22 protein-coding genes are annotated in these 25514 nt (G+C 69.7%); 16 read left to right on the top strand and 6 right to left on the bottom strand.

Going from position 1 to position 25514, the window contains the following annotated elements; genetic code table 11:
• Positions 1–476: 476 nt before the first annotated feature.
• The gene (locus tag QSK25_RS10900) at positions 477–1343 is read right to left on the bottom strand and encodes a pentapeptide repeat-containing protein (RefSeq protein WP_285637333.1); all 867 of its coding nucleotides are present in this window, start codon (positions 1341–1343) and stop codon (positions 477–479) included.
• Between the two features lie 71 nt (positions 1344–1414).
• Between QSK25_RS10900 and QSK25_RS10905 the strand changes: the two genes are divergently transcribed.
• Genes QSK25_RS10905 through QSK25_RS10915 form a run of 3 tightly spaced genes read left to right on the top strand, consistent with a single transcriptional unit; the run spans position 1415 to position 6300 of the window.
• On the top strand, positions 1415–2227 hold the full coding sequence (locus tag QSK25_RS10905) for an SAM-dependent methyltransferase (RefSeq protein WP_285637336.1): 813 nt from the start codon (positions 1415–1417) through the stop codon (positions 2225–2227).
• 60 nt (positions 2228–2287) lie between these two features.
• On the top strand, positions 2288–4453 hold the full coding sequence (locus QSK25_RS10910) for a putative bifunctional diguanylate cyclase/phosphodiesterase (protein ID WP_285637340.1): 2166 nt from the start codon (positions 2288–2290) through the stop codon (positions 4451–4453).
• A 26-nt stretch (positions 4454–4479) separates the two neighbouring features.
• Positions 4480–6300, top strand: a complete 1821-nt coding sequence (locus tag QSK25_RS10915; protein ID WP_285637343.1) for a glycoside hydrolase family 15 protein — start codon at positions 4480–4482, stop codon at positions 6298–6300.
• On the opposite strand, the gene QSK25_RS10920 is transcribed toward QSK25_RS10915, so the two are convergent.
• Entirely contained in the window at positions 6297–8936 is a 2640-nt protein-coding gene (locus QSK25_RS10920; protein ID WP_285637346.1) for a glycosyl hydrolase 2 galactose-binding domain-containing protein, read from the bottom strand. The two genes, QSK25_RS10915 and QSK25_RS10920, sit on opposite strands and share 4 nt — an antisense overlap.
• Positions 8937–9086: 150 nt before the next feature.
• Between QSK25_RS10920 and QSK25_RS10925 the strand changes: the two genes are divergently transcribed.
• The 5 genes from QSK25_RS10925 (at position 9087) to QSK25_RS10945 (ending at position 13969) form a co-directional block, all read left to right on the top strand.
• Positions 9087–9680 carry a DUF3558 domain-containing protein gene (locus tag QSK25_RS10925; RefSeq protein ID WP_285637350.1) on the top strand — a complete coding sequence of 198 codons (594 nt, stop codon included), beginning with the start codon at positions 9087–9089 and terminating at the stop codon, positions 9678–9680.
• 123 nt (positions 9681–9803) lie between these two features.
• The gene (locus tag QSK25_RS10930; protein WP_285637353.1) at positions 9804–10175 is read left to right on the top strand and encodes a transcriptional regulator; all 372 of its coding nucleotides are present in this window, start codon (positions 9804–9806) and stop codon (positions 10173–10175) included.
• Between the two features lie 16 nt (positions 10176–10191).
• Complete coding sequence (locus tag QSK25_RS10935) at positions 10192–11466, top strand: PPE domain-containing protein (RefSeq protein ID WP_285637356.1); 1275 nt, start codon at positions 10192–10194, stop codon at positions 11464–11466.
• Positions 11463–12269 (top strand): ESX secretion-associated protein EspG, encoded by an 807-nt coding sequence (locus QSK25_RS10940; protein WP_285637360.1) that lies wholly within the window; start codon positions 11463–11465, stop codon positions 12267–12269. Before QSK25_RS10935 ends, QSK25_RS10940 begins: the two co-directional genes overlap by 4 nt.
• 119 nt (positions 12270–12388) lie before the next feature.
• Positions 12389–13969 carry a glycosyl hydrolase family 28-related protein gene (locus QSK25_RS10945; RefSeq protein WP_285637363.1) on the top strand — a complete coding sequence of 527 codons (1581 nt, stop codon included), beginning with the start codon at positions 12389–12391 and terminating at the stop codon, positions 13967–13969.
• Here QSK25_RS10945 and QSK25_RS10950 read toward each other — a convergent pair.
• Together QSK25_RS10950 and QSK25_RS10955 are read right to left on the bottom strand one after the other, a co-directional pair.
• Positions 13966–15636: a hypothetical protein gene (locus tag QSK25_RS10950; protein WP_285637366.1), complete on the bottom strand. Its 1671-nt coding sequence runs from the start codon at positions 15634–15636 to the stop codon at positions 13966–13968. The two genes, QSK25_RS10945 and QSK25_RS10950, sit on opposite strands and share 4 nt — an antisense overlap.
• Positions 15633–17099, bottom strand: a complete 1467-nt coding sequence (locus QSK25_RS10955; protein WP_285637369.1) for a type VII secretion protein EccC — start codon at positions 17097–17099, stop codon at positions 15633–15635. Before QSK25_RS10955 ends, QSK25_RS10950 begins: the two co-directional genes overlap by 4 nt.
• 88 nt (positions 17100–17187) lie before the next feature.
• Between QSK25_RS10955 and QSK25_RS10960 the strand changes: the two genes are divergently transcribed.
• Positions 17188–17535: a sterol carrier family protein gene (locus QSK25_RS10960; RefSeq protein ID WP_502881828.1), complete on the top strand. Its 348-nt coding sequence runs from the start codon at positions 17188–17190 to the stop codon at positions 17533–17535.
• A 4-nt stretch (positions 17536–17539) separates the two neighbouring features.
• Here QSK25_RS10960 and QSK25_RS10965 read toward each other — a convergent pair whose 3' ends face one another.
• Positions 17540–19510, bottom strand: coding sequence for an alpha/beta hydrolase (locus QSK25_RS10965; RefSeq protein WP_285637375.1), 1971 nt, complete (start codon positions 19508–19510; stop codon positions 17540–17542).
• The gene (locus QSK25_RS10970; protein ID WP_285637378.1) at positions 19507–19830 is read right to left on the bottom strand and encodes a DUF2563 family protein; all 324 of its coding nucleotides are present in this window, start codon (positions 19828–19830) and stop codon (positions 19507–19509) included. Before QSK25_RS10970 ends, QSK25_RS10965 begins: the two co-directional genes overlap by 4 nt.
• Before the next feature lie 95 nt (positions 19831–19925).
• Between QSK25_RS10970 and QSK25_RS10975 the strand changes: the two genes are divergently transcribed.
• The 7 genes from QSK25_RS10975 to QSK25_RS11005 all read left to right on the top strand — a co-directional run bounded on the left by QSK25_RS10975 (position 19926) and on the right by QSK25_RS11005 (position 25509).
• Positions 19926–20672 carry a maleylpyruvate isomerase N-terminal domain-containing protein gene (locus QSK25_RS10975; RefSeq protein ID WP_285637381.1) on the top strand — a complete coding sequence of 249 codons (747 nt, stop codon included), beginning with the start codon at positions 19926–19928 and terminating at the stop codon, positions 20670–20672.
• Positions 20672–20989, top strand: coding sequence for a hypothetical protein (locus QSK25_RS10980; RefSeq protein WP_285637384.1), 318 nt, complete (start codon positions 20672–20674; stop codon positions 20987–20989). Before QSK25_RS10975 ends, QSK25_RS10980 begins: the two co-directional genes overlap by 1 nt.
• A complete protein-coding gene (locus QSK25_RS10985) occupies positions 20989–21294 on the top strand; it encodes a hypothetical protein (protein ID WP_285637387.1) in 306 nt (101 codons plus the stop codon). The genes QSK25_RS10980 and QSK25_RS10985 overlap by 1 nt, the downstream gene beginning before the upstream one ends.
• Complete coding sequence (locus QSK25_RS10990; RefSeq protein ID WP_285637390.1) at positions 21294–21599, top strand: hypothetical protein; 306 nt, start codon at positions 21294–21296, stop codon at positions 21597–21599. Before QSK25_RS10985 ends, QSK25_RS10990 begins: the two co-directional genes overlap by 1 nt.
• Positions 21600–21715: 116 nt before the next feature.
• Positions 21716–23221 carry an amidophosphoribosyltransferase gene (gene purF, locus QSK25_RS10995; RefSeq protein WP_285637393.1) on the top strand — a complete coding sequence of 502 codons (1506 nt, stop codon included), beginning with the start codon at positions 21716–21718 and terminating at the stop codon, positions 23219–23221.
• 29 nt (positions 23222–23250) lie between these two features.
• The gene (gene purM / locus QSK25_RS11000) at positions 23251–24312 is read left to right on the top strand and encodes a phosphoribosylformylglycinamidine cyclo-ligase (protein ID WP_285637397.1); all 1062 of its coding nucleotides are present in this window, start codon (positions 23251–23253) and stop codon (positions 24310–24312) included.
• A gap of 54 nt (positions 24313–24366) precedes the next feature.
• Positions 24367–25509 (top strand): SigE family RNA polymerase sigma factor, encoded by a 1143-nt coding sequence (locus QSK25_RS11005; protein ID WP_285637400.1) that lies wholly within the window; start codon positions 24367–24369, stop codon positions 25507–25509.
• Positions 25510–25514 lie beyond the last annotated feature (5 nt).

The following is a 25514-nucleotide window of genomic DNA, read 5'->3' on the forward strand; positions in this document are numbered from 1 at the left end:
CCCACGACAGGGTGTCCTTGATCAGGCGTTGCGCGGTCAGACGGACCTGGTGTTCCAGCCGCTTGTCCTCGTCCACGTCGCCGAAGTCCTGGTCCGGGTCCTCGGGGTTGCGCTCGTGCGGCGGGTAGTCGAACGGTCTGCGGAGGTAGGCGCACAGCACGTCGAGCACGGTCTGCCGGTACCGGGGCGTGGACCTCGCGAGCCACGCCAGCGCGTGCATCGCGCCCACCCGCACCTGGTCCGCCTCGTTGCCGAGCAGTTCGACGGATCGCGCGAACCGTTCGTCGGCGACCTTCTCGCTCTCGAGGAAGTGCTTGCGGTCGTTGAGGTACAACGCGTAGAGCGCGACGATGGCGCCACCCGCGACGCCGGCGGTCTTCACGATCTCCACGGCCGGCGCCTTGAACAAGTGCAGCAGCACCGCTGTAGCCGCGGTCACCACGGCCGCGGAGAGAACCGCGAACAGCCACTTCACGTCAGTTCCTCCACGCCTCGGGAAGATCGGCTTCCACCGCGAACGTACAGCCGTCGGCCTTCACCTCTGCCCACTCGGAGTTCGCGAACTTGGTCTCCCCGAGGAACTTCGTCTCGGTGAAGATGGCGAGACCGCCCGCCTTGAACCGGCTGAACCAGCCGCGTCCGACGACCTCGGTGTGGTGCATGTGGAACCGGCCGGTCATGGTCGCCTCGGTCACGTAGAAGTGGCCGTGCACCTTCATGTGGTGGAACGAGTTGGAGTCCTCGAAGTGCGCGACCCTCATGTAGAGGTCGCCGACCTGCCGGTACGACAGGTCCATGAACTCCAGGTGCGCCTTGGTGAGGTTGAGGTCGTAGATCGGCGGGTTCTTCTCCTCCAGCCGCGGCAGCAGGTCCTCGATCAGCCGCTGCGAGGTGAGCCGGACCTCCAGCTCGATCTCCTCGGGGTCGCCCGCCGCCTTGCGGTACGGCTGCCGCAGGTACGCGCAGAGGATGTCGAGGACGGTCTGCGTGTAGTCGACCCGCGACTTCGCGAGGCCCGCCAGCGCGTGCATCGCGCCCACCCGCACCTGGGCCGTCTCGTGGCCGAGCAGTTCGACGGCGCGCGCGAACCGTTCGTCGGCCACGCGTGACCGGTCGTGGTCGATGCGCTGGCTCTCGAGTTCCTGCCGCGCCTCCTCGACCTTGCGGCGCCGGTCGTTCAGCCAGAGCGCGTACAACGCGACGATCGCACCGCCCGCGAGGCCGCCCGTCTTGATCGCCTCGTGCTTCGGCGCGCCGGGGTCGACGAGCAGCAGCGCGCCGCCGACCAGCAGAAACGCGCCGATGGACGCGAGAATGGTCGACAGCAGCAAACTTTTCCTCACGAGGTCCGCATTCTGCCAAGGGGCGGGTGCATGATGGGCTGGAACGGTTCGAACTCGGGTGGGGTGAGCGAGTGGAGCGGCCGAACTGGGCGCCGGGGGACATCGACCTGGAACGTCCGAGCGTCGCGCGCGTGTACGACTACTGGCTCGGGGGTGCCCACAACTTCGCCGCCGACCGCGCGGTCGCCCAGAAGACCCTCGAGACCATGCCCGAGCTGCGCGGGGTGGTGCTGAACCACCGCGCGTTCCTGCGCCGGGCCGTGCGCTACCTGCTCGCGCAGGGCGTGCGGCAGTTCCTCGACCTCGGCTCCGGCATCCCGACCGTGGGCAACGTGCACGAGATCGCGCAGGCCACCGACCCCGGCGCCAAGGTCGTCTACGTCGACATCGATCCGGTCGCGGTCGCGCACAGCAGGTCGCTGCTCGGCGGCAACGACCACGTGAGCGTGCTGCAGGCGGACGTGCGGGACTGGACGGGCGTGCTGGCCTCGGACGAGGTCGACAAGCAGCTCGACTTCGACGAGCCCGTCGGCGTGCTGATGATCGCCCTGTTGCACTTCGTGTCGGACGAGGACGACCCGTGGGGCATGATCGGCGGCTATCGCGACAGGCTCGCGCCGGGCGGTTTCCTCGCCGTCTCCCAGGCGGGCTACGAGGCCGACGAGGAGCCGGACGCCTCGAAGGAGGCCCGCCGGATCTACGACCGCAGCGTCACCCCGATGACCTTGCGCGACCGTGCCGGGGTCACCAGCCTGTTCAAGGGGTTCGAGCTGGTCGAGCCCGGCGTGGTGCGGGTGCCGGCCTGGCAGCCCGAGTCACCGGCCGACGTCGGGGAGTCGGGACAGCGTTTTCCGGGGTACGCGGCGGTAGGCCGGAAGGCGTAGAGATGACTGCGGACGGCGACCGGCCGTATGCTGCGCGTTCGTGGCGTTAGGGCCGAGAAGATGACCGATCGGGTTGACCAGCGGGTGCGTGAGGATCGCTCAGGACTGAGCCCGGCCGTACTGGCCGGGGCGGGTTCGTTCGCGCGCAGCTGGGCCACGGCCGTGATCGGGTCGAGTTACGTGCCGATGACCAGGGCCGAGGTCGCGCAGCACCTCCAGGACCTCACCGAGATGCTGGTCGAGGCCCTGTTCGCGAGCCCGTTCCGCACCGCGCCGGGCTACGAGATCGGCTCCCGGCTGGTCGACGCGCACTTCACCGGCACCGACACCCTCGGCCGCACGGTGCAGCTGCTCGGCGACGACCTGCTGGTCGAGCTGGGCTTCCCCGGCGACGACCGGCTGCAGTCCCGGCTCGCCGCCCTGCAGGGCGCGCTGGCCGCCGGGTACGCCCGCGCGTTGCGGGAACGGACGCTGGCCGAGCAGGAGGCCATCAGGGCCGCCGTGCTGGACGCCCGCGACCAGGCCGAGTCGATGCTGCGCGCGTCCGAGGCCCGGTTCCGCGCCATGTTCACCGAGGCCGCGATCGGCATCGGCATCGCGGACATCGACGGCCGGATCCTGGACGTCAACCAGGCGTTGCAGGACATGCTCGGCTTCAGCGTCGACGAGATGCGCCAGTACAACGTGCGCGACCTCATGCACCCCGAGGACGCGGGTAGCGTGTGGCGGCTCTACGACCAGCTGATCGCGGGCGAGTGCGACCACTACCGCGCCGAGAAGCGGTTCCACCGGGCCGACGGCGAGCAGGTGTGGACGCACCTGACGTTGTCGCTGGTCCGCGACGACCACGGCGAGCCGCAGTACCAGGTCGCGATGATCGAGGACGTCACCGACCGGCACCTGCTGCAGAACCGCCTGCGCTACCAGGCGTTGCACGACCCGCTGACCGGCCTGCCCAACCGCGCGCTGTTCCTCGAACGCCTCGGCCGCGTGTTCAACAACCGCGCCAAGCACGTGCGGGCCGGCCTCTGCTACCTCGACCTGGACGGCTTCAAGGTCATCAACGACTCGCTGGGCCACGACATAGGGGACCAGCTGCTGGTCGAGGTCGGCCGCCGGCTCGACCACTCGGTGTCCGGCGAGGGCAAGCTGGTCGCACGCATGGGCGGCGACGAGTTCGTGATCCTCGTCGAGGGCTCGTCCGGCGAGCAGGACATCGTCGACGTGGCCGACCGCGTGCTGACCGAACTCGAGGCGCCGATCCGCATCGCGGGCCACGAGCTGTCCGTGTCGGCGTCGATCGGCATCGTCGAACGGCAGCTCTCCGGCACGACGTCCGCGGACCTCATGCGCGACGCCGACATCACGCTGTACTGGGCCAAGGCCGACGGCAAGGCGCGCTGGGCGTTGTACGACCCGGAGCGCAACGCCAAGGAGGTCGCCCGCTTCACGCTGTCGGCCACGATGCCGCGCGCGTTGGAACGAGGCGAGTTCTACGTCGAGTACCAGCCGTTGGTGCGCCTCGAGGACTCGACGGTGACGGGCGTCGAGGCGTTGGTGCGCTGGCAGCACCCGGAGTTCGGGCGGCTCGCGCCGGACCGGTTCATCGAACTGGCCGAGGAGACCGGCCTGATCGTCCCCTTGGGACGGTGGGTGCTGCGCAGGGCGTGCGAGGAGGCGCGGCGCTGGCTGGAGGAGTTCGGTGACGCGGCGCCGTTCGTGTCGGTGAACCTCGCCGTGCGCCAGTCCCGCGACCCCGAGCTGGTCCGCGACGTCAAGCAGATCCTGGACGAGTGCGGCCTGCCGCCGCACCACCTCCAGCTGGAGCTGACCGAGTCGGCGATCATGGGCACCGCCGACGAGCCGCTGGAAGCGCTGCGGGCGTTGTGCGACATGGGTGTGCGCATCGCGATCGACGACTTCGGCACCGGCTACTCGAACCTCGCGTACCTGAAGCACCTGCCCGTGCACGAGCTGAAGATCGCCGGCTCGTTCATGGAGGGGCTGCGGGCCGAGAACGAGGAAGACCCGGTGGACGCGCAGATCGTGGCGACGCTGGTGCAGCTCGCGCACGCCCTGTCGCTGGGCGTCACGGCCGAGGGCGTGGAGACCCCGGCGCAGGCCGCGCGGTTGCTGAGGCTCGGTTGCGACACCGGGCAGGGGTGGTTCTTCGCCCGGCCCGGGCCGCCCGAGAACATCGACAGCCTGCTGCGCGGAGACCTCTAGCCGGCCGGGCCGCGTGGTGATCTCCGATGCGGGGAACCCCACGCGGCATGAAGCCCCTGGCCCTGGTCGCGCTGCTGCTCGTCATGTCGGCCCCGATCGCCCGCGCCTCCGTCGAGGTGGTTCCGTTGCCCGCGGACAAACAGGCGTTCGGCACGGCCAGGTCGGCGGCGAGCCCCGTCTGGTTCACCCTGGGCCACCAGGGGCTTTCCGAGATCTTCCACCCCGACCTGAGCACCCCGGCGACCCGCGAGACCCGGCTGCTGGTGGACGGGAAACCGGGTAGGGCCTACACCGAGCCGGCCGACGGCAGGTCGCTGACGTTCCGCCAACGGGTGCGCGGCGACGGCTGGCAGGCCGAGATCACCTACGTCACCGATCCGCAGCGCGCGGCCGTGCTCGCGGACGTCGACCTGAAGGCACAACGCCCGGTCCGGCTGACGATCGACCACGTGCCGATGAAGCCAGGCAGCTCGGTGGCCAGCACTTTGCCCGGCGAACCGGTCCGGCGCGCCCGCGGCACGGTCGCGGTCGGCTTCGGCGAGGGCGTCGCCGAAGCGGCGTTGAAGAGGGGTTTCCGGGACGCGGCGAGGGAGTACGCGCAGGGCTGGCACACGTACCTCGACGGGCTTCGCAGGCCGAAGTCCGCCGACCGGCGCCTCTACGACATGTCCGTGATGGTGCTCGCCGCGACCGAGGACAAGACCCACCCCGGAGCGTCGATCGCGTCGCCGAGCTTCCCGTGGGCCTTCGGGACCGACCGCGAGCTGGCGCCCGAGCTCGGCCCGTACGCGCTGGTCTGGCCGCGCGACCTCTACCACGTCTCCACGGCGATGATCGCGGCCGGCGATCGCGGGTTCGCCGAACGCTCGTTGGACTTCATGCTCCAGAAACAACAACAGCCGGACGGCCACCTGCCGCAGAACACGCGGGTCGACGGCACGCCGGTGTGGCTCAAGGTCCAGCTCGACCAGGTCGCGGCACCGCTGCTGCTGGCCTGGCACCTCGGCCGGACTGATCAGTCCACAGTGGACGAGTTGCGGCTCTCGGCCGACTACCTGCTGAACTACCCGAACGCGCCGTTCAGCGAACAGGAGCGCTGGGAGAACCAGGACGGCTACTCGCCCGCCACCATCGCGTCCACGATCGCCGGCCTCGTGTGCTTCGCGGACCTGGTGCAGCGCAACGGGCAGAACGCCGACAAGTACCTGCAAGCCGCCGACGAGTGGCAGCGGAGGGTCGAGGGCTGGACGGCGACGAAGACCGGCCCGTACGACCCGAAGCCGTACTACCTGCGCCTCACCAAGGACGGCAACCCGGACGCGGCGACCGAGTACGACCTCGGGGACAACAACCCCACCGACATCGACCAGCGCGCGGTCGTCGACCCGAGCTTCCTGGAACTGGTGCGACTCGGGGTGAAGCGCGCCGACGACCCGGTCATCCGCAACACCGTGCGAGTCGTGGACCAGCAGTTGAAGGAACAGGGCTACTGGCACCGGTTCACGCAGGACGGCTACGGCGAGACGGCGGACGGCAGGCCGTGGGGCATCAACTGGCCCACGCCCACCCGCACGTACGGCAGGTTGTGGCCGTTGCTGACCGGCGAACGCGGCGAGTACGAGCTGCTCGCCGGCCAGAAAGCCACTGCTGCGCAACGCCTGCGGGAGATCGCCGCCACCGCGAACAGCGGGCTGATGCTGCCCGAACAGGTGTGGAACGGCCGCGGCACCCAGGCGGCCACCCCGCTCGCCTGGACGCACGCGCAGTACGTGCGGCTGGCGTGGTCGCTCGACGCGGGCCGTCCCGTGGAACGACCCGACGTCGTAGCGACCCGGTACAACTCCTAAGGCTTCGCCACGTTGTGCCCGCTGACCTCGACCACCGGCTGCGCGCCGCCGAGGTCAGCGGTCCGGTACTCCGCCCGGATCGTCTGCGTCTCGCCGGGGAACAGCGTGATGTAGTTGTCGGACCAGTCGGCGGGCAGCACCTCGGGCCCGCCCTGCCCCTTGCGCAGCGACGCCCGCAGGAAGAACGCCACCGACGTGCCGGTGTTCCTCACGGTGACGCTGGTGGCCTGCTTGCCGTCGGTACCCGGCGTGGTCGTCGTGGAGACCGACACCTGACCGGCCTTCAGGGAGCTCAACGACTTCAGGTCCGTGTACTGGGCCTGCGGCGTGTACCACCAGTCGCCGGCGTTGTAGTTCAGCGTGTCCGCCTTGGTGGACAGCCAGTAGACGTTGCGGTCGACCACGGCACCGCTGGAGTCCTTGAGCAGCAACCGGACGAAGTACGCCGTCGACAGGCCCGACGGCTGCGGCAGGTTCCCGACCCGCACGGACCCGTTGGCCTTGGCCGGGACGGACCGCGTCTCGTTCGCCTTCTGCGTGCCGTCGGAGTTGAAGACGGTGACCTGCAACTGCAGGCCCTGCTTGGCTTCCAGGCCCATGTTCACCACGGCGAGAGACTTGTCGTCGTAGGAGTACTGGGCGTGCAGCGCCTTGTTCGCCGTCTTGGCACCGAAGTACGACCCGGCCGTGGCGAGGTTGTAGTTGTAGAGGTGCCAGAAGAGCTTGGGCCACGGGTCGTTCTGCATCCAGTAGATGACGCCCTGCGCCTGGTTCGCGCCGGTGTCGGAGAAGTCGCGGCCGAACGCCTCGAACTGCGCGCGGTTCGTCTCGTACTGCTGCAGCTGGGCCTTGCGCACGAAGTCCTCGACGTTCGACGGCTTGCCGTAGCGGTTGTCGAGCGCGGTTCCCCAGAAGCCGATCTTGCTGAAGTTGCCGGACGGCGACAGGTGGTACTGCTGCGCGTTGTAGTCCGTCAGCCTGTTGATCTCGTTCTGGCTCAGGAACTTCTTGAGCTCGTCCATCTCCGGGATCGCGAGGCCGGGACCAATTTCTGAGGCGAAGCCCGCGCTGCCGCCCTTCTGGTTGTTGTACCAGTAGACCGGCGGCTCCCACCAGTACGGGCCGTCCATCTTCATGCCCGAGTCACCGAGCTGCGGGGAGCTGCGGCGCGCGGCCGCCGTGACGACCGGGGTCTGCCAGTCGGCGCGCTTCAGGGCGTCCAGGTAGATCTTCTCGACGGCGGCGACGGGCGCCTCGTCCGAGCCGATCAGGAACGTGAACACGCTGGGGTGGTTGCGGATCCGCTTGGCCTCGCCCTCGGCGGACGCGCCCGCGACGCGCTTGTCCTCCTCGGTGAACCCGCCGGTGTTCTGCCACTTCGAGCAGCACTCCCAGCCGGTCATGAGCAGGATGCCCATGCGGTCGGCCAGGTCGTAGATCTCGTCGTTCTCGGGCTTGCCTTCGAGGCGGATCGTGTTGAGCCCCATGGACTTCGTCAGCTGCATCTCGTCGGCGATCTTCCGCGCGTTCGTGCGCAGGAAGAGGTCCGACGCCCAGCCGCCGCCGCGGATCAGGATCGGCTTGCCGTTGATCTGGTACTGGAGGTTGCCGGAGATCATCTTCGAGGTGACCTCGCGGATGCCGAACGTCGTCCGCTGCTGGTCCGACGCGGCACCGGACACCGTCGCGGCGGCGGTCGCCTCGTACAGCGGCTGCGCGCCCATCTGGTACGGCCACCAGATCTGCGGGTTGGTGACGTTCAACGTGAACGTGACGGTCCTGGTCTCGTTCGCGGCCAGGCTGACGTTCTGGCTGTAGTTCTGGCCCGCGGCGCTGCCGGAGACGGTCGTGGTGACCGCGCTGCCGGTGTTGTTGCGCGCGTCGACCTTCACGGTGACGGTCGCGGTGTTCAGGTTCGGCAACGGCAGGTCGGACAGCACGTGCAGTCCCCGCAACGAGACCGCGCCGCTCTGCGCGAGGTCGACGTCGCGGAACAGGCCCTGGTTGCGGTCGGGCGGGAGCTGCGCCCAGTCGATGAAGTGGATCACCAGGTCCCTGGCCGGGTCGGACGGCGACGCCTTGATCGCGATCGCGTTGTCGCCCTTGCGCAGCAGGCTGGTCACGTTGAACTCGTGGGTCGGGTACGCGCCGATGACGGTGTCGGTGCCGGCGACCTTCGTGCCGTTCAGCCACACCTCGCCGCGCGCGATCACGCCGCCGTTGAGCTTGAGGAACGTGTTGACGCCCGGCTGCGGGTCGGCCTGGAAGACCTTGCGGTACCACCACGGCACCTTGAAGTCGTCGGCGTTCGCCTTCTTCAGGTTCTCCGAGTAGTTGACGTCGCCGTACCTGTTGTTGGCGATGAGGCCGGCCATCACGGTCGACCGCGCGGGCACCGTCAGCCAGCCGGCGTCGGAGTAACCGGGGCCGGAGATCACGGTGCCGCTCTGGGTGGCGGTGGCGCTCGTCTGCATGCGCCAGTCCGGGATCGTGGAGGTCTGTCCTGGGGCGGCGGCCACCGTGAGCGCCGCCCCCGTGCCGGGCACGGGGCCCGCGTTGGCTGAGGTGCCTGGCACGAGCAAGGCCAGACCCACCGCCGCCACGACCAGGGTCGGTAGTGGTCGGTTGCGCAGCATGTCGCTCCTCGACGCATCGGGGCGGCGGCGCTTCGGGGTATCGTAAAGAAGGTTTCCTTTTGGTGGGGCCACCGGCAATGCGCCTTACGGGTGACGCGGGACACGCCATTAGCCACCCTCCGTGCCCGGTGATCCGATAGCTTGGCCGCCATGCGTCGACTTGCCGTCCCGTTCCTGCTGGCAGCGGTCCTGACCGGGTGTTCTTCGACAGAGCCGGGGAAGCCCTCCGCGGGGGACTCGGGCACCGCGACGCCGCCGACCGGAACTTCAGCCGGGACGGCGCCGGTGAACAGGCCGAAGGCAGTCGACCTGAAGGCGATCGACCCGTGCGCTCTCATCACCCCGGAAACGAAGGCGGCCCTGGGTTTGAACGTCGTCAAAGCCGGGGACCCCCTCGCCGATTACGGGGAGGGGAGCAGGCGTTGCAACCAGACCTATGTGGACCACCTGTACATCGCGAACATCCACACGCTGCTCAACGGCGGGGTGGACCGGCTCAAGCGGACGACGGGTGAGGCCAAGCTCACCCCGGCGAAGGTCGCGGGATATCCCGCCTACCTGACCCAGCGGGATTCGCCGGGGACCGCCGGCGCGTGCGAGATCTACATCGATGCGAACGACGGTCAGTTGTTGCTGGTCAACGGGGTTGCGGGGCTCGGAGAGGACAAGGCCACGCTGGACGGCGCGTGCGAACGGGCCAAGGCGCTGGCAGAGGCCGCCGGCGCTGTTCTCGCGACGAAATGACAGTTGAGTAGAACTACGCGCCTTATACCGGGAACCGGTCACTCGCGTAATGCATCAGAGCTACAGTCGTCCCAAAAGCACACATGGCCCGTTCCCTGAGGGCCGTACTGAGGAGGGTGTGCCGTGTTTCTCGCGGATGGTGGTGGAGGCGCCTCGTCGCCGCCGGAGTTCGGTCAGCGCAAGCTGAAGGTGGACCCGTCAGCCATTCCCCAGGCGAGGAAGGCTTTTGAGCAGGCGCTCGCGGAGTTCGAGGCGAAGGTCACGCCCGCGGTGGACGACCTGCCCACCAGGCCGTGGGCCGGAGACCCGATCTCCAGCGAGACCTCGAAGGCGTTCAACGAGCAGACCTCCGAGAAGGCGCTCGCCGCACTGAAGATCTACAAGCAGCAGCTCACCGGCGTCATCGACCAGCTGAAGATGATCGAGGAGCAGTACCGCCAGGTCGAGGGCGACAACGCGGCCATGTGGGGCAAGCACCTGCGGGACCAGGACTGAGAGGGGGGACTGACCGATGACTGACCACCGCTTCCAGGGGTACGGACACCCCGAGCTGTACAAGATGATCAACTCCGGTCCCGGCGTCTCCGCCTCCATCCCGGTCGAGGCCGGCTGGAAGAAGATCGCCGCGACGCTCGCGCAGATCGACGCGGACCTGCACGAGGGCTTGAAGAAGATGGGCGCGGACTGGGAGTCCGACGCCGCCGACGCCGCCATGGGCGCGTTGTCGCCGCTGGCCGAGTGGGCCGGGTTCGCCGAGACCGGCGCGACCACCATGGAGTCCTCCGCGCGCCTGCAGGGCGAGTACATCGCCGAAGCGCGCAAGAAGATGCCCGAGGTCGTCCCCGTCACGACCGAGAAGCCCGGCATGCTCGACATGGCCGTCGGCGCGCTGACCGGTCCCGTCGGCATGGCGCACGTCGTGGGCCAGCAGATCGACCACGAACGGCAGGAGGCCGCGGCCGACAACGCCGCCGCCCAGGCCGTCAAGGTCATGGAGAACTACCAGTCGGACAGCCGCTGGAACTCCTCGACGCTCGGCGACTTCCCGACGCCGCCGACCGTCGTCATCGACACGCCTCCGCCCGGCGACACGGGCACCGGCAGCACGCGCGTCGGCTACACGCAGACGAGCAGCGGCGCGCCGACCGGCACCACGACCTCGCCGGCGTGGACGTCGGGTCCGACGAACACCGGCCCGCAGCAGCAGGTCTCGACCGGCTGGACGCCTCCGCCGACCGACACCACGCACACCTCGTGGACGCAGCCGCCGACGCACACGCCGACGCCGCCTCCCACCTACACCCCGCCGCCCACGAACACCCCGCACCCGACGCCGACCCCCACCCCGGTTCCGCCGGGTGGCCCGGTGTTCACCCGTCCCGGCACCACCGGTCCCGGTGGCCCCGGTTCGGGCAGCCTGCGCGGTGGCCAGCTGGGCACCGGCGGTGCGGGCAAGGCCTTCGGGCCGATGTCCGGTTCGCTCGGCGCGTCCGGCCAGCAGGGCGCGATGAAGCCCGGTGGCATGCCCGGCGGCCTGTCCGGTGCCGGCGGCCACGGTCCTGACGCGGTGCGCGGCGGAGCCCTGGGCTCCGGTGCCGGTGGTGGTGCCGGAGCGGGCAAGGCCGGTGCCGCGGGTGCCGGTGGCGCAGGCGGCGCCCACGGCCAGAAGGGCGAGGGCGAGGACGACATCGAGCACAAGGCGGCCGACTACCTGGTCGAGACCGACGACGTGTTCGGCGACGAGCGCATGGTCGCTCCGCCGGTCATCGGCGGCGCGGCGGAGTGAGTCTGTTCGGCGCTCCGGCGGAGAGGGAGCCGATCGCTCTCTCCGCCGAGGAGTTCGACGTGGTGTGGGAGCGGCTGAACGCCGGTCCCATGCCGCTCGTGCTGAAGGTCCCCACGCCCGGCAAGACGCGGGACGAGCGCATCCAGCTCGAGAACCGCGTCTTCCAGCAGCTGGACCAGCGGCGCCTGGGCAACTCCCGCGCACTCTCCTCCGACCTGGAGGGGTTGCTGCGCATGTTCGTGAAGCCCGAGCGGGAGGCGGACGGCCGCCTCTGGCTCGGCAGGAGCTTGCGCGTCCTCGCCGTCGCGAACGGTGACCGGGGCGCGCTGGCGACGTTGCAGGACGACCGGCTGACGTTCCAGCCGTGGGCGGGCTCCGGGCTCGCCTCTGCCGTGCTGTCGGTGCTGCCGCAGCACCCCGCGGGCACCGGGCTCTCGGTCACGTTGCCGAGTGCGGACATCGAGAAGGCGATCGCGAACACCGACGGCTCGCCGAAGTCGATGGAGGCCGCGTTCCGGGGCATCGGGCTGCGCGAGGACGACGCGAAGGCGCTGGTGAAGATGTTCACCGGGCTCGTGCACACCGGGAACTTCGGCGCCGCCGCCCGCGACAAGTACGGCAAGCGCTGGCGGCCCGAGCGCGTGGTCGCGTTCTTCGACACCGAAGAGGGCCGCTACCTGCAACAACGCCGTGCGACGAGCGGCCAGCCGCCGTGGAGCACGTTCACGCCGACCGACGGGCGCCGGATGATGCACCAGGTCGACGAGCTGATCGCCGAAGCGGTGCGTTCCGCCGGGCTCTGATGTCTGGTTTGATCTGATCACCGCCGCCGTGGCCAAGACCCCTTGGAGACGGCGAAATGAGCATCGACAGAAGGCTGTTCCTGCTGGCTACAGGGGCTGCACTGGTCGGGACGTCAACGATGACGGGGACTGCTTCCGCGCAGTCCTCCGCCTCGCTGTGGCAAGAGTTCGTTGCCAATCCCTTCAACCACCCGCAGATCCCGAACATCGCCTACGCCGGCTACCGCACGGGTGAGAAGCCCGCCCGCCGTCCCGTGCTGGCGAACGTGCTGTTCTTCGGAGCACGCAAGGACGGCTCCGCCGACGCGTCCGCCGCGATCAACAAGGCTGTCGAGTTCGTCGGCCGGTTGGGCGGGGGCACCGTGTACGTGCCGCCCGGCCGGTACCGGATCGACGACATCATCCGCATCGGCCACGACAACGTCGTGTTGCGCGGCGCCGGCAGTTCTCGCACCACCTTCTACGCGACGCGGTCGCTGGAGGAGATCGTCGGCATCAACCGCAGCCGGTACGGCTCGGAGAACTCGGCCTGGAGCTGGTCCGGCGGCCTGGTCTGGGTCTGCCACCGGGACCGCTACCTGCCGCTGGTCGACGCGATCAAGGCGCGGAAATGGCCTTTCGAGGGCTGGACGGGCAACGAGCTGGAGCAGGGAACGCTGCTGACCGACGTCGTCGGCTCGGCGGCGCGCGGGTCGTTCGTGCTCACCGTCGCGAATGGACGGTCGCTGCGCGCGGGTCAGCGGGTGTTGTTGCGGCTGGACGATTCCGAGTACTCGCTGCCGAAGCACATGTGCGGTGACGTGCCCGGGACGGCGAGCTACCGGTGGGACGACAAGGACAAGCTCCTGTCCTACTTCCCGTTCCTGTGGCCGGTGCGGGTGGAGTGGGTGCGGGGCAACAGGGTCAAGCTCGCCCAGCCGTTGCCGCTGGAGATCCGCCCGGAGTGGAAGGCGCGGCTCACCACGATGGCCCCCGTGATCACGGGGGCGGGCGTCGAGGGCATCAAGATCGAGATGTTCAAGGTGCCGACGCCGAAGCACCTGCTGGACAAGGGGTACAACGGCGTCGCGTTCCAGTGCGCGTGGGACTGCTGGGCCGACGACGTGCACGTGCAGGACGTCGACAACGGGTTCCTGCTGGTGTCCTCCAAGGGGATCTCGCTGCTGAACACGCGCGTGTCCGGCCGTGGTCACCACCACGCGTACGCCGTGCGCGAGCAGTCGCACGACAACCTGACCGACGGGTTCGTGATCGAGGCGCCGTCCGAACCGTCACAGGCGGGCGCGGGCAACCACGGCCTGAACGTCGAAGGCCTGTCGTGCGGCAACGTCTGGACCCGCGGCCGGATGGACCACGACGTCTTCGACACGCACCGCGGCCTGCCGTTCGCCAACGTCCGCACCGAGATCACCATCAACAACGTCGGCGCGCACGGCGGCAGCGCGAACGCGGGACCGTTGTACGGCGCCCGCTTCACGCACTGGAACGTCACCGTCACCAACCAGCGGGCCGGCAACGTCCGGATCGACCAGGTGGCGCCGTGCAGCGCGACCGTGGCGATCTCCGAGGTCCGCGACTTCGGCCAGATCGACAAGCCGGACTTCGCCGGCGAGCTGAACTCGCGCCTGGAGTTGTACGGCACGACCTCCGTGACGCCGCGCAACCTCTATGACGCACAACGAAAGCTGCGCCGGAGCTAGCTCATCGCGACGGGCAGCGACCACGTCCGGTCGTTGAGGTCGGTGGGGAGCACGACGTTCTCCACCGACCGCCCGATGCGCCGGTGCCAGCCGTTGTCGTACTCCAGCCGGTACGACGTCTGCACGCCAGGCAGCTGTACGGGCGTTGTGTCGCACAGCAGCAGGTGTTGCCCGTAGGTGCGGCCTTCCCGGCTGAGCGTCTGGAGTGCGTCGAGGAGTTCTGGTCGTGCGGCGGCCGCTTCGCCGGCCCTGTCCAGGCAGACCAGCAGCTCTGGCATCGAGCCGTGGGCCGCCCGGAAGTCCCAGGTGCTGCGGGACCTGGACTCCGCCAGCGTGCTGACCCGCGTCTCGTGGTCCGCCAGCAGGTCGACGAGGCCGTGCCGGACGTGCGGAGCGCCGTCGAGGCCCGCGAACAACTCGCCGCCGAGGAAGACGACCTGCAGGTCCTCCGGTGAGTGCCGGGCCATCAGACCGAGCACCAGCGCTCGCACGCCCTCCGCCCGTTCGCCGTCCGGCGCGATGATCTCGCCGTGCGGGCCCATGCCGTCCTGCAGGTGGGCGGACTTGAGGTCGATCTCGATCTTCTGCCCGAACTCGTCCACGCCCACCGCGACCCGGTACTGCAACTTCATCGGGCGTGGCCGCCACACGTGCTTGTTCGGCATGTCGTGCAACGAGAAGAAGTCCGGCGCGGGCTCTTCCGCGAGCATCAGCGGAATCAGGGTGCTGACCGCTTCTTCGAGGTTCGCGGGCGCCTCGCAGTCGTCGACCAGCACGTCCGTCAGGTCGCTCGGCCGGTCGAACAGCAGCTGCACGCCGGACTTGCCCACCTCCGCGGCGATGGCGGTGAACGCGCTGAGGTCGTCGAACCCGGTGACGCAGACCAGCAGTTGCGGCAGCACCTGGTCGAAGCCGCGGTGGTCGAACACCGTCCAGGTGTTGCCGACGACCTCCAACCGCCGTTCCACCTCGGCCGTCAGCGTTGCGAGCACGGCGGTGAGATCGGCGTTCCGGTGGTGCGCGACGACGTGCGGTGCCTGGTCGAGGCCGTCGAACACGCCGCTGTCGTGCGCGTCGACGAAGACCGCCTGGAAGAGCTTGGGCGAGTGCGTGCACATCAACCCCAGCAGCAGGCTCCGGAACGCGTCTGCCCGCGTGACGCTCAGATGTGACCCGGTCCGCCACTTGCCGTCGGCGAAGTGCGTCAGCTCCACGACCACCGGCGTCCCGGCCGCGTCGACGCCGACCGGGACCTTCCACCAGCGCCCCTTCCACGCCAGGGCCTTGGTGAACCGCGTCCTCCCGTGCAGCGCGAGGAAGTCGAGGACCTCGACCCGCAGCGGCACCCGGTCGGGCAGCTCGTCCACCGACCGGGCGGTGATGACCACCCGGACGTTCCACGAGGCCGCCGCGATCCACCGGACGGCCTCGGCCAGCCCGGGATCCGTTGCGCTGCAGTGCTTCCAGTCGTCGACCAGCAACGTCGCACCCGGCTCCGCGCCGCGTTCGAACCAGGCCAGCAGGTTCTGCCGCCGCCGTTCGTCAGCGGGGTCGAAGCTCACCGCGACACCGGGCAGCTCACCGCGTCCGATGCGGTAGACGCCCTGCACGCCCGCGATCCGGCGCGCGACCAGGTGAGCAGGGCCGATGAGCGCGAGATGGGTCATGGGCGAGCGATCCGGGCGTGCAGCCGGTGCGGCACCGACAGCCCGAAGCCCGGCCGGTCAGGCACTTTCCCCGCCTCATCAACGTCCACAATGGATCCACCGGGGTCGTCCAGCCGGAACTCGATCCCGAACGCCAGGTTCTCCCGGATGAACGGCGGCACCTGCTCCCAGGTGTAGGCCGTGACGATGATGTGGCGTTGCAGGTCGAGCGGCTCGCCGGGGCCGTCGAGCAGCTGGAAGCGCCCGAGGTCGTCGCCCAGCACGGCGGCCAGCGTGCGCAACGTCGTGGTCTTGCCCGTGCCCGGCTTCCCGACGATCGCGCCGTGCCGCAGTTCCGCGGTGAACCCGTGGAACAGCACGTCCCGGCGTTGCTCCAGGGGCACGTCGAGCAGCCCGATCCCGCCCGGCGGCAGCACGTCGAGGGTGAGGTCCTGCGGCAACGGCGGCGGGACCGGGACGTGCGCCGGCGGGCTGGTGCCCGCGAGCGACCCCGGCAGGACGTCCGCCCACTCCTCCAGGTCGTGCGGCGGGATCGCGGACGGCCACGCGGGCGGGTGCGACACCGGGAAGGTGTCGCCGGAGAACAGCACGTGCACGCCGAGCGCCCGGCCGGCGGTGAGCTGTTCCAGCACGTCCTGGTAGCCGGGGAACCGTTCCAGCAGCACCTCGGCGCTGTCGATGCAGACCAGCAGGGCGGGCAGCGGTTCCCCGGTGTGCTCGCGGCGCCGGGCGACCTCGCCCGCCAGGCCGTCCCGGAACCGTTCGAAGAGCGCGGCGTCGTCCTCGCCGGTGAGCGCGAAAGCCACGTGCGGCGCCGCGTCCAACCCGTCGAACACGCCGATGTTCTTCAGGTCGAACAGGGCGAGGTTCAGGTGCACCGACGAATGCGTCGCCATGAGCCCGAGCAACGCGGCCAGCAGCAGCTGTTCCCGTTGCGCCGCAGGGCCGACGCACGACCCGCACGTGGTGATGTCGAGGTACACCGGCCAGCCGCGCGCGTCCGACCCGATCGCCGCCAACAGGTCGTCCCGCTGGTGGATCCCGGTGAGGTCGGCCTCGATACCGTGCAGCGCGAGGAAGTCCGTGGCCTCGCCGTGCAGCTGCCGGCGCAACTGGTCAGGCAGCGCACCCCACTTCCGCGCCGTGACGACGACCTGCACACCTCTCGGCGGCCCGAACGCCGCGATCCACTCGATCGTCGTCGCGAGCTCGGGGTCGAGGTCCGCGCACAACTCCCAGTCGTCCACCAGCAACACGGCCCCCGACGGCGCCCCGCGCTCGAACCAGTCCAGCAGGCTCCGGCACCCCGGCTGGTCGGCCGGGTCGAACGACGCGGACACCGGCAACGGGTCGGCACCGCGCCCGATCCGGTAGACCGCCATGTCCGGCGCGGCCGCGAGGGCCGTCGTCAACGTCTCCCTGGTGGCGCGCCCGGGACCGACGACGGCGAAGTTCCTGATCACCGCCCAGATATACCAACAGCCCCGGTAGCCCCGCAGCCCCTTCGCTAGGGTGGGCGACGTGCCAGCGAAGCCCGTCGACCCGGCCGAGATGCGAGCCGCCGTGCAGGCCGTCCTCCCGTGGCTGCACGGCGAGGCCGACCAGCCGGAACGCCCGGTCCTGGCCGCCGCCGTCCGCCTGAGCCTGCGCACCCTGGAACACATCGCCCCAGGCCGCAGCGTCGAGGTCCGCGTCCCGCCCTTCGCCGCCGTCCAGTGCGTGGAAGGTCCCCGCCACACCAGGGGAACACCCCCGAACGTGGTGGAAACCGACCCCCGCACCTGGCTCGAACTGGCGGTGGGCGCGCTGACCTGGCCGGACGCCCTGGACGAGGCCCGGGTCACCGCCTCCGGCACCCGAGCCGACCTGTCCGCGCTGCTGCCGGTCGTGAAGTTCTAGCGTTCTAGAACCACGACCCGATCGTCTTCACCGCGCCACCGACACCCTCGACGACATCGCGCCCGAGCTCGACCGCGTTGCCCACGGTGTCCACCACGACGTCCCCGGCGTCACTGGCCAGCTCACCGACGGTGCCCAGGGCGTTCCGCCCGGCATCCCCCCACCGCCCGTTGGCGATGTCGTCCACGACCTGCCCGCCACCGCGCCAGACGTCCTCGCCCATGTCGACGACCTCCTTGCCGGTGTTGACCCCCCAGTCGATGACGGGGCCCACCCCGGGCAGGTCGGAACCGGGCACCTCGACGGGCACCGGCGAGTCCTGCCAGCGCTGCTCGCTGACCGAACCGCCCTGGCCGGTGGCGATCTTGGCGAGGTTGTCCAGCGACTCGGAGCCCTTGTCGTAGTAGGCCGAGTGCGCGTGCCCGATCCAGCTCTCGCCGGACGTGCCGAACTGCGTCGCACCGAACGAGGAGTCGTACGGCCCGGTCGACGAGCCGTCCTTGGTGAACCAGTCGCCGCTGGTCCCCTGGATCACCGGGTCGTGCTCGGTGCCACCGACGTACACGTGGCCCGCGCCCGGTCCGAGCTGGTTCACGTTGGACGCGCCGACACCCGGCGACCCGACGAACGCGATGTCGTCCGCCTTCAGGCCGTTGTCCATCGCGGAATAGCCGACGACCGTGCTGCCGTAGCTGTGGCCGATCACCGTGACGTGCGCGTTGGGGTTCGCGACGCGGTAGCCCTCGACGTCCGCGGCCAGGATGCGGCCGCCCTCGATGGCCTGCGCCGGGTCGTTGACCTGGCCGAGCGCGGCGGCCGGTGCGTCGTAGCCGAGCCACTGGATCGCGGCGCCGTCCGGACCCATGGCCTGACTGAGGTTCGCGGCCTGCGACATGCTGAAGCCCTTGAGGTCCGATGTCGTGCCGGGGACGGCGACAGCGAGGTGCTTGGCGGTGTCGGGGTTGCCGAACGCCACCGCCATCGTGCCTTCCTTGTTGCCGGGACCGTCCGGGCTCCAGTGCAGGAGGTACACCGGCTTCCCGCCCGACACCTCGGGGGTTTCCGCCTCCCGGAGCCGGGCGGCGGCGTCGTTCGAGTTCTCGAGCCGGCGAGCCGCTTCGGCGTGCTGCTCCATGAGCTGTGACCCCTGCGGGTCGTTGCGCAAGGCTCGCTCGGCTTCTGCGGTCCGCGGCGTGACGCCGAGTTCGCGAGCGCGGGCGTCGAGCTGCGCCTGGAGGTCCTTCTCCTGTTGCCCGAACCGCCCGATGTCGTCGGTGATGCGCTTGCGGTTCGCGTCGTTCAACACGTCGGCGGGGAGGCCGCGGAGCTGGCCGAGCTCCTGGAACTTGGTGTTCTTGAGCGCGTCCTGCTGTTCCTTGCTCAGGGACTTCCACCAGTCGGCGACCGCCTTGGGGTCGCTGCCCGGTGGTGGCACCGGAGGAAGCGCGCCGCCGAGGGCACCGAGCTGGACGGCCTTGCTCCAGCCGCTGTCCGAGCGTGCCGACTCCTCGAAGCCCGGTGGGATCTTCGTGAGAGCACTCGCGTAGGAGCGCAAGACGTTGTCGTAGCCCGACTTCACCTTGTTGAGCTGCTCGTTGACCTGGTTCGCGAGCTGACGCGTCTGCTGCTCGTCCAAGCCGGGGGGACGGCCGCGCCACACGCCGATCGCCTGGTCTGCCGCGCCGCGCATCTGGCCGTAAGCGCGCGACGCAGCCTGCACGATGTCGACGCCCGCGCCCAGTCGTTCGACGGCGGCCTTCGCGGCGGTGGCGGACAGTTCAGCACGCGCCGTGAACCTCGCGGCGGCGTCGCCGGTCCAGTTGCTGACCGCGGTCTTGCCGCCGTTGGCGACCAACTCGCCCGCACGCCCGACCGCGCTGATCGCGCCGGTGATGGGGTCGGCGGCGGAGGCGATCCGGCCGACGTCACCCGAGGCGAGCCTGCCGTACAGGCCTTCCGGATCGGTGTAGCTCACTGTCCGCCCCCAAATCCGGAGAAGAGCTTCTTCAGCGACGTCGCGTGGTCCTCGTCGGTGCGCTGGTAGGCCTCGGCGTTCGACACGAGACCCTCCGCCGCGTCGGTCATCCAGGCGGATCCGCGCTGGAGGTCCTGGGAGTGGGTACCGACGAACTTCGCCAGCGCGTCCGCGAACTCGCCGGCGGCGTCCACCTCGCCGAGCGCGCTCGCGTCGAGCCTCAGCATCGAGATCATCTCCGCCGCCTCGCGCACCGCGTCGGAGCCGTTGCCGAACTCCTTGGACGCGTTGCGCAGCAACTCTGGCTCAACGCCGAACATCGCCACCCCCCTGTAGGTCCTCAGCCACTGCGACGCGAATACATCATCGCCGGTTCCCCACTCGCCGGTGGACGGTTTCGGGCACGATGTCGTTCATGGTGCAGACGGGGTGGACGGCTCAGCGGTGGACCGCTGTGTTCATCGAGCAGGCGGAGTTGTTCCGCAGGGCAGTGGCGGAGGCGGACCCGGCGGCCGAGGTGCCGACCCGCCCTGGGTGGACCGTTCAGGACCTGGTCATCCACGTCGGCAGGTTCCTGGAGACCTCCACCGAGTACCTGCGCACCGGCAGCCGCAACCCGATCAAGCCGACGCCCCCGCAGAGCGGTTTGTCGCCGCTCGAGTACCTCGACCTCCAGTTGGTCGGCGCGGCCGAGGTTCTGACCGCAGTGCCGGGGAACCGACCGGTGTGGACGTTCTCGCCGTCCGCCCCTGATCTGGCGTGGGTGTGGCATCGGCGCATCGCGCACGAGACGGTGCTGCGTCGCTACGACGCGCAGACGGTCGTCCGTCAGGTAGGTGCCACAGACCCTGACCTCTGCGTCGACGGCATCGACGAGGTGCTGACGACGATCGTCGCGGCGAAGCTCGACGGCGACAGCCCGCACGACGTGACTGGCTCTGCCCTGGTCCGGTCGACCGACGTACCGGAGTCCTGGCTGATCTCGCTGACCGCCGGAGAGGTGCCGGAGGTCCGTTCCGCCGCGCCTGGCGAGGAGGGCGACGCGCAGGTGGTCGGGGAAGCCGAGCTCGTCTACTTCTGGCTCTGGAACCGGATGAACCTCAAGGAGATGGCCGGCGACAAGCAGGTGCTGGACGTTCTTCGGGTCGGACGGGGGCACTGATGCGCAAGCTCGCTGCGGTCGTGCTCGGCTGCCTGCTGCTCACCGGATGTGCGGCGAACTGGCAGCAGGAGGTTCGCTACAAGATCGTCTCCATTCACCAGGGCAATCCGACCGAGTACTTCAACCTGGAGTTGGTGGGTGAGGCGCCATCAGGAGCGCTGGCGCCCGAGAAGCTGAAGAACATGATCAAGGAGACGGCGACGCTCGAAGGCGCTCAGATCGGCGACGAGGTGATTTGTGTCGTGGAACAGAGGAAGCGCAGCGCCATCGAGGACTCGAACGTGGTGACCGACCTGACGAGCTGCAAGAAGGCGTGATGCGCAAGGTTGTCGCAGTCCTCGCGTTCGGCTGCCTCGCACTGACCGCCTGTGGCAACGGGCGATTCGAAGGCGACGTCAAGTTCAAGGTCACCGAGAAGGACGCCCTGGGGTACGAGCTCGTCCTGGCGCAGAAACAGCCCGTCGACATGGTCAGCGACTGGTACTCGGGCCGCGTCAACATCAAGGACTTCACGGAGACCGTGGAGGTCGGCGACGAGGTCGTGTGCCACGTCGTGCAGCAACGCGTCAACGAGAAGCACATCGCTACCCGCAGCGAGACCACGAACTGTAAAAAGGCGTAGTGCGGAAGACCGTCCTGGCCTCACTGGCCCTGTTAGTCCTGTCCGGCTGCGCCTCCACCTGGCAGTCCGAGATGACCTTCAAGGTCACCGAGTTCTACGTCCACGAGGCCGGCGGCGGTACCGAACAGCGGGTCCGCCTCGAACCCGTCGGCGACCTCCCAGAGGACGCGGGCCAGGAGGACCTGAAGGGCGTGTCGATCCTGGAGACCGACATGCCCGGCAACGTCGGGCTCAACGACGGTGTGGTCTGCACCGCGCGCCACGACTCCGGCACCACCACGCTCAGCGGGTGCAAGAGGGCCTGAAACACCGCCAATGGCATGAGTTTCATCACCTCACCAGGGGTCGGAGGGGGGTCTACCACGGGGTGCTCCACTTACACTCGGGGTGCAGCCAGCCCCATCGTGAGGGAGCCAATTCGGTGGTCGACGACCATTCCCAGTCCGAACAGGAACCCCGTGAGGAGTGCGGCGTCTTCGGCGTCTGGGCTCCCGGTGAAGACGTCTCCAAGCTGACCTACTACGGCCTCTACGCCCTGCAGCACCGCGGGCAGGAGGCGGCGGGCATCTCCGTCGGCGACGGTTCCCAGGTCGTCGTGTTCAAGGACCTCGGGCTCGTCAGCCAGGTCTTCGACGAGCAGGTCCTGCAGAGCCTCAAGGGACACGTCGCCGTCGGGCACTGCCGTTACTCCACGACGGGATCCACGACCTGGGAGAACGCACAGCCGACGTTCCGGACGACGGCGGCCGGCAGCGGGTTGAGCCTCGGCCACAACGGCAACCTGGTGAACACCGCCGAGTTGCAGGAGAAGGCGAAGGCGCTGGGCATCACCAGCCGCAACGGCGCCACCACCGACTCGGACATCCTCACCGCGCTGCTCGCCCACGCGGCGGCGGACAAGGGCATCGAGCAGGCCGCCCTGGAGCTGCTGCCGACCGTCAAGGGTGCTTACTGCCTCACGTTCTCCGACGAGTCGACGCTGTACGCGGCGCGCGACCCGCACGGTGTGCGGCCGTTGGTGCTGGGCCGGCTCGAACGCGGCTGGGTCGTGGCGAGCGAGACGGCGGCGCTGGACATCGTCGGCGCGAGCTTCGTGCGCGAGGTGGAGCCCGGTGAGCTGATCGCGATCGACGAGGACGGCCTGCGGTCGACCCGGTTCGCGACGCCCGAGCCCAAGGGCTGCATCTTCGAGTACGTCTACCTGGCGCGGCCGGACACCACGATCTCCGGGCGCGGCGTGCACGCCACGCGCGTCGAGATCGGGCGCCGCCTCGCCAAGGAACACCCGGTCGAGGCCGACCTGGTCATCCCGGTGCCGGAGTCCGGCACGCCGGCGGCGATCGGGTACGCGCAGGCCAGCGGCATTCCGTACGGGTCGGGCCTGGTCAAGAACGCCTACGTCGGCCGGACGTTCATCCAGCCGTCGCAGACCATCCGCCAGCTCGGCATCCGGCTCAAGCTGAACCCGTTGCGCGACGTCATCCGCGGCAAGCGGCTGGTCGTCGTGGACGACTCGATCGTGCGCGGCAACACCCAGCGCGCGCTCGTCCGCATGCTGCGCGAGGCCGGTGCCCTCGAGGTGCACGTCCGGATCGCGTCGCCGCCCGTGAAGTGGCCGTGCTTCTACGGCATCGACTTCGCCTCGCGCGCGGAGCTCATCGCGAACGGCCTGGACGACGACGGCATCCGGCGTTCGGTCGGTGCCGACTCGCTCGGGTACGTGTCGCTGGAGCAGCTCGTCGCGGCCACCGAACAGCCCAAGACGCGGCTGTGCTCGGCGTGCTTCGACGGCGAATACCCCATCGAACTGCCGCAGGACGCGCTCATCGGCAAGCACCTGCTCGAAGGCCTCAAGGGCGTGTCGGGCTCGGCGGCTCCCGTCCTGCCGAACGGCTATGGTGCCGAAGACGCCCTGCGTCGTCCCTAGGCACCCAGATCCAAGTGGAAGAAGTTGACGTGACCGACAGCGCCAAGGCCACCTACGCCGCCGCCGGAGTCAGTATCGCCGCAGGTGACGAGGCGGTGGAGAAGCTCAAGCCGTGGGCGGCCAAGGCGCACCGGCCCGAGGTGCTCGGTGGCATCGGCGGGTTCGCCGGCCTGTTCCAGCTCAAGCTCGACCGCTGGAAGGAGCCGGTCCTCGCCTCCTCCACGGACGGCGTCGGCACCAAGATCGCGATCGCGCAGGCGCTCGACAAGCACGACACCGTCGGCATCGACCTGGTCGCCATGATCGTGGACGACCTGGTCGTCTGCGGTGCCGAGCCGCTGTTCGTGCAGGACTACATCGCGGTCGGCAAGGTCGTGCCGGACCGGATCGCGTCGCTGGTCAAGGGCATCGCCGAGGGCTGCGTCCAGGCCGGCTGCGCGCTGCTCGGCGGCGAGACCGCGGAGCACCCCGGCCTGATGGGCGACGACGACTACGACATCTCCGGCACGGGCGTCGGCGTGGTCGAGCAGTCCAAGCTGCTCGGCCCGGACCGCGTCCGCGACGGCGACGTCGTGATCGCGATGGGTTCGTCCGGCCTGCACTCCAACGGCTACTCGCTCGCGCGGCACGTGCTGCTGGAGATCGCGCGGATGCCGCTCGAGGGCCACGTCGAGGAGTTCGGCCGCACCCTCGGCGAGGAGATGCTGGAGCCGACCAAGATCTACGCCAAGGACTGCCTGGCGCTGATCGCCGAGACCGAGGTCCGCGGGTTCTCCCACGTCACCGGTGGTGGCCTGGCCGCGAACCTGGCCCGCGTGCTGCCGGAGGGCCTGCACGCGAAGCTCGACCGCGGCACCTGGACCCCGGCGCCGGTCTTCCAGCTCATCGCCCAGCGCGGCCGCGTGGAGCGCGAGGAGATGGAGAAGGCGTTCAACATGGGTGTCGGCATGGTCGCCGTCGTCGCGCCCGAGGACGTCGACCGCGCGCTCGCGGTGCTGACGGCCCGCCACGTCCCGGCGTGGGTGCTGGGTGAGATCACCAAGTCCGAAGAGGGCGGCGCGGCTCTCGTCGGCGATCACCCCCGCTTCTGAGGCAACCTCCTGAGCCGGTCGCCGCGTACTAAGCGGCGACCGAGGAGGGGGCACTTGGACCGCGATCGCGAGTTCGGGGAGTTCGTCGACGCACGCGCGCTCGTCATGCGCCGCACGGCCTACCTGCTGTGCGGCGACTGGCACCGCGCCGAGGACATAGTCCAGCAGGCGTTGATCAAGATGTACGTCGCGTGGTCGCGCGTGCGCAAGGACAGCGTCGACGCCTACGCCCGCAAGGTGCTGGTGCGCACCGCCATCGACGAGACCCGGCGCGGGTTCTTCCAGCGCGAACGCACCGTGGACGCCGTACCGGAGAGCGCGGTCACGGACGCCACCACGGACCTCGACCTGCGCGGCGCCCTCGACGCCCTGCCCGCCGGGCAACGCGCCGTCGTCGTGCTGCGGTACTGGGAGGACCTGAGCATCACCGAGACCGCCCGCATCCTCGGCAGGACGGAGGGCACGGTGAAGAGCCAGGCCGCCAAGGGACTCGCCGCGTTGCGCGACCTGCTGGAGAACGAGCCGGTGTCGCGGATCTACACCTCCGAGGTGATCCGCAAGGGCAGGACCAGGCTGGTCCGCCGGCGCACGGCGATCGCGGGCGCGCTGGCGTTCGTGCTGCTGGTGGGGGCCGGCACGGTCGGGTACCTGGCGGCGCCGCACAAGACCGCAGACAACGCGGCGGCCTCGGCGGGTGGCAACGTCGACCGCAACGCCCAGCTCACCGCGATCCTGCGCGACGCCGACCTGATCCCGGCCGGAGTCACCGTGCAGGACGCTCAGGGAGTCCCGGCAGGCGCACTGCAGTTCTTCGACCTCATCGGCACCCGCCGTGCAGTGGCGCTGGTGACGGACGCTCAGGGCACCAGCGCGCTGACGATCGAACTCCACCGCGACAACGCCACGGACTTCAGCACGTGCTTCGAGCCCGAGGTGGCGCCCTGCGAGCTGCGCGAGATCGACGGCATCAAGGTCAGGTCCAGCATCGCGGGTAGGCAGGACGGCGTCCACATCTACCAGGTCGAGGCGCTGCGCACCGACGGCACGTACGTCAAGGCCAGCAGCTTCAACGTCGGCGGGTTCCGCACCAACGCGGTCGGCACCCCGGACCTGGAGGGCCCGAAGAGCCGTCCGGCGCCGCTGCCCGACCGCGAGACGCTGATAAAGATCGCGACACTTCCGGGTCTGACCTTCTAACCTGG

This window comes from Lentzea sp. NBRC 102530, assembly GCF_030269365.1.
GTDB lineage: Bacteria > Actinomycetota > Actinomycetes > Mycobacteriales > Pseudonocardiaceae > Lentzea.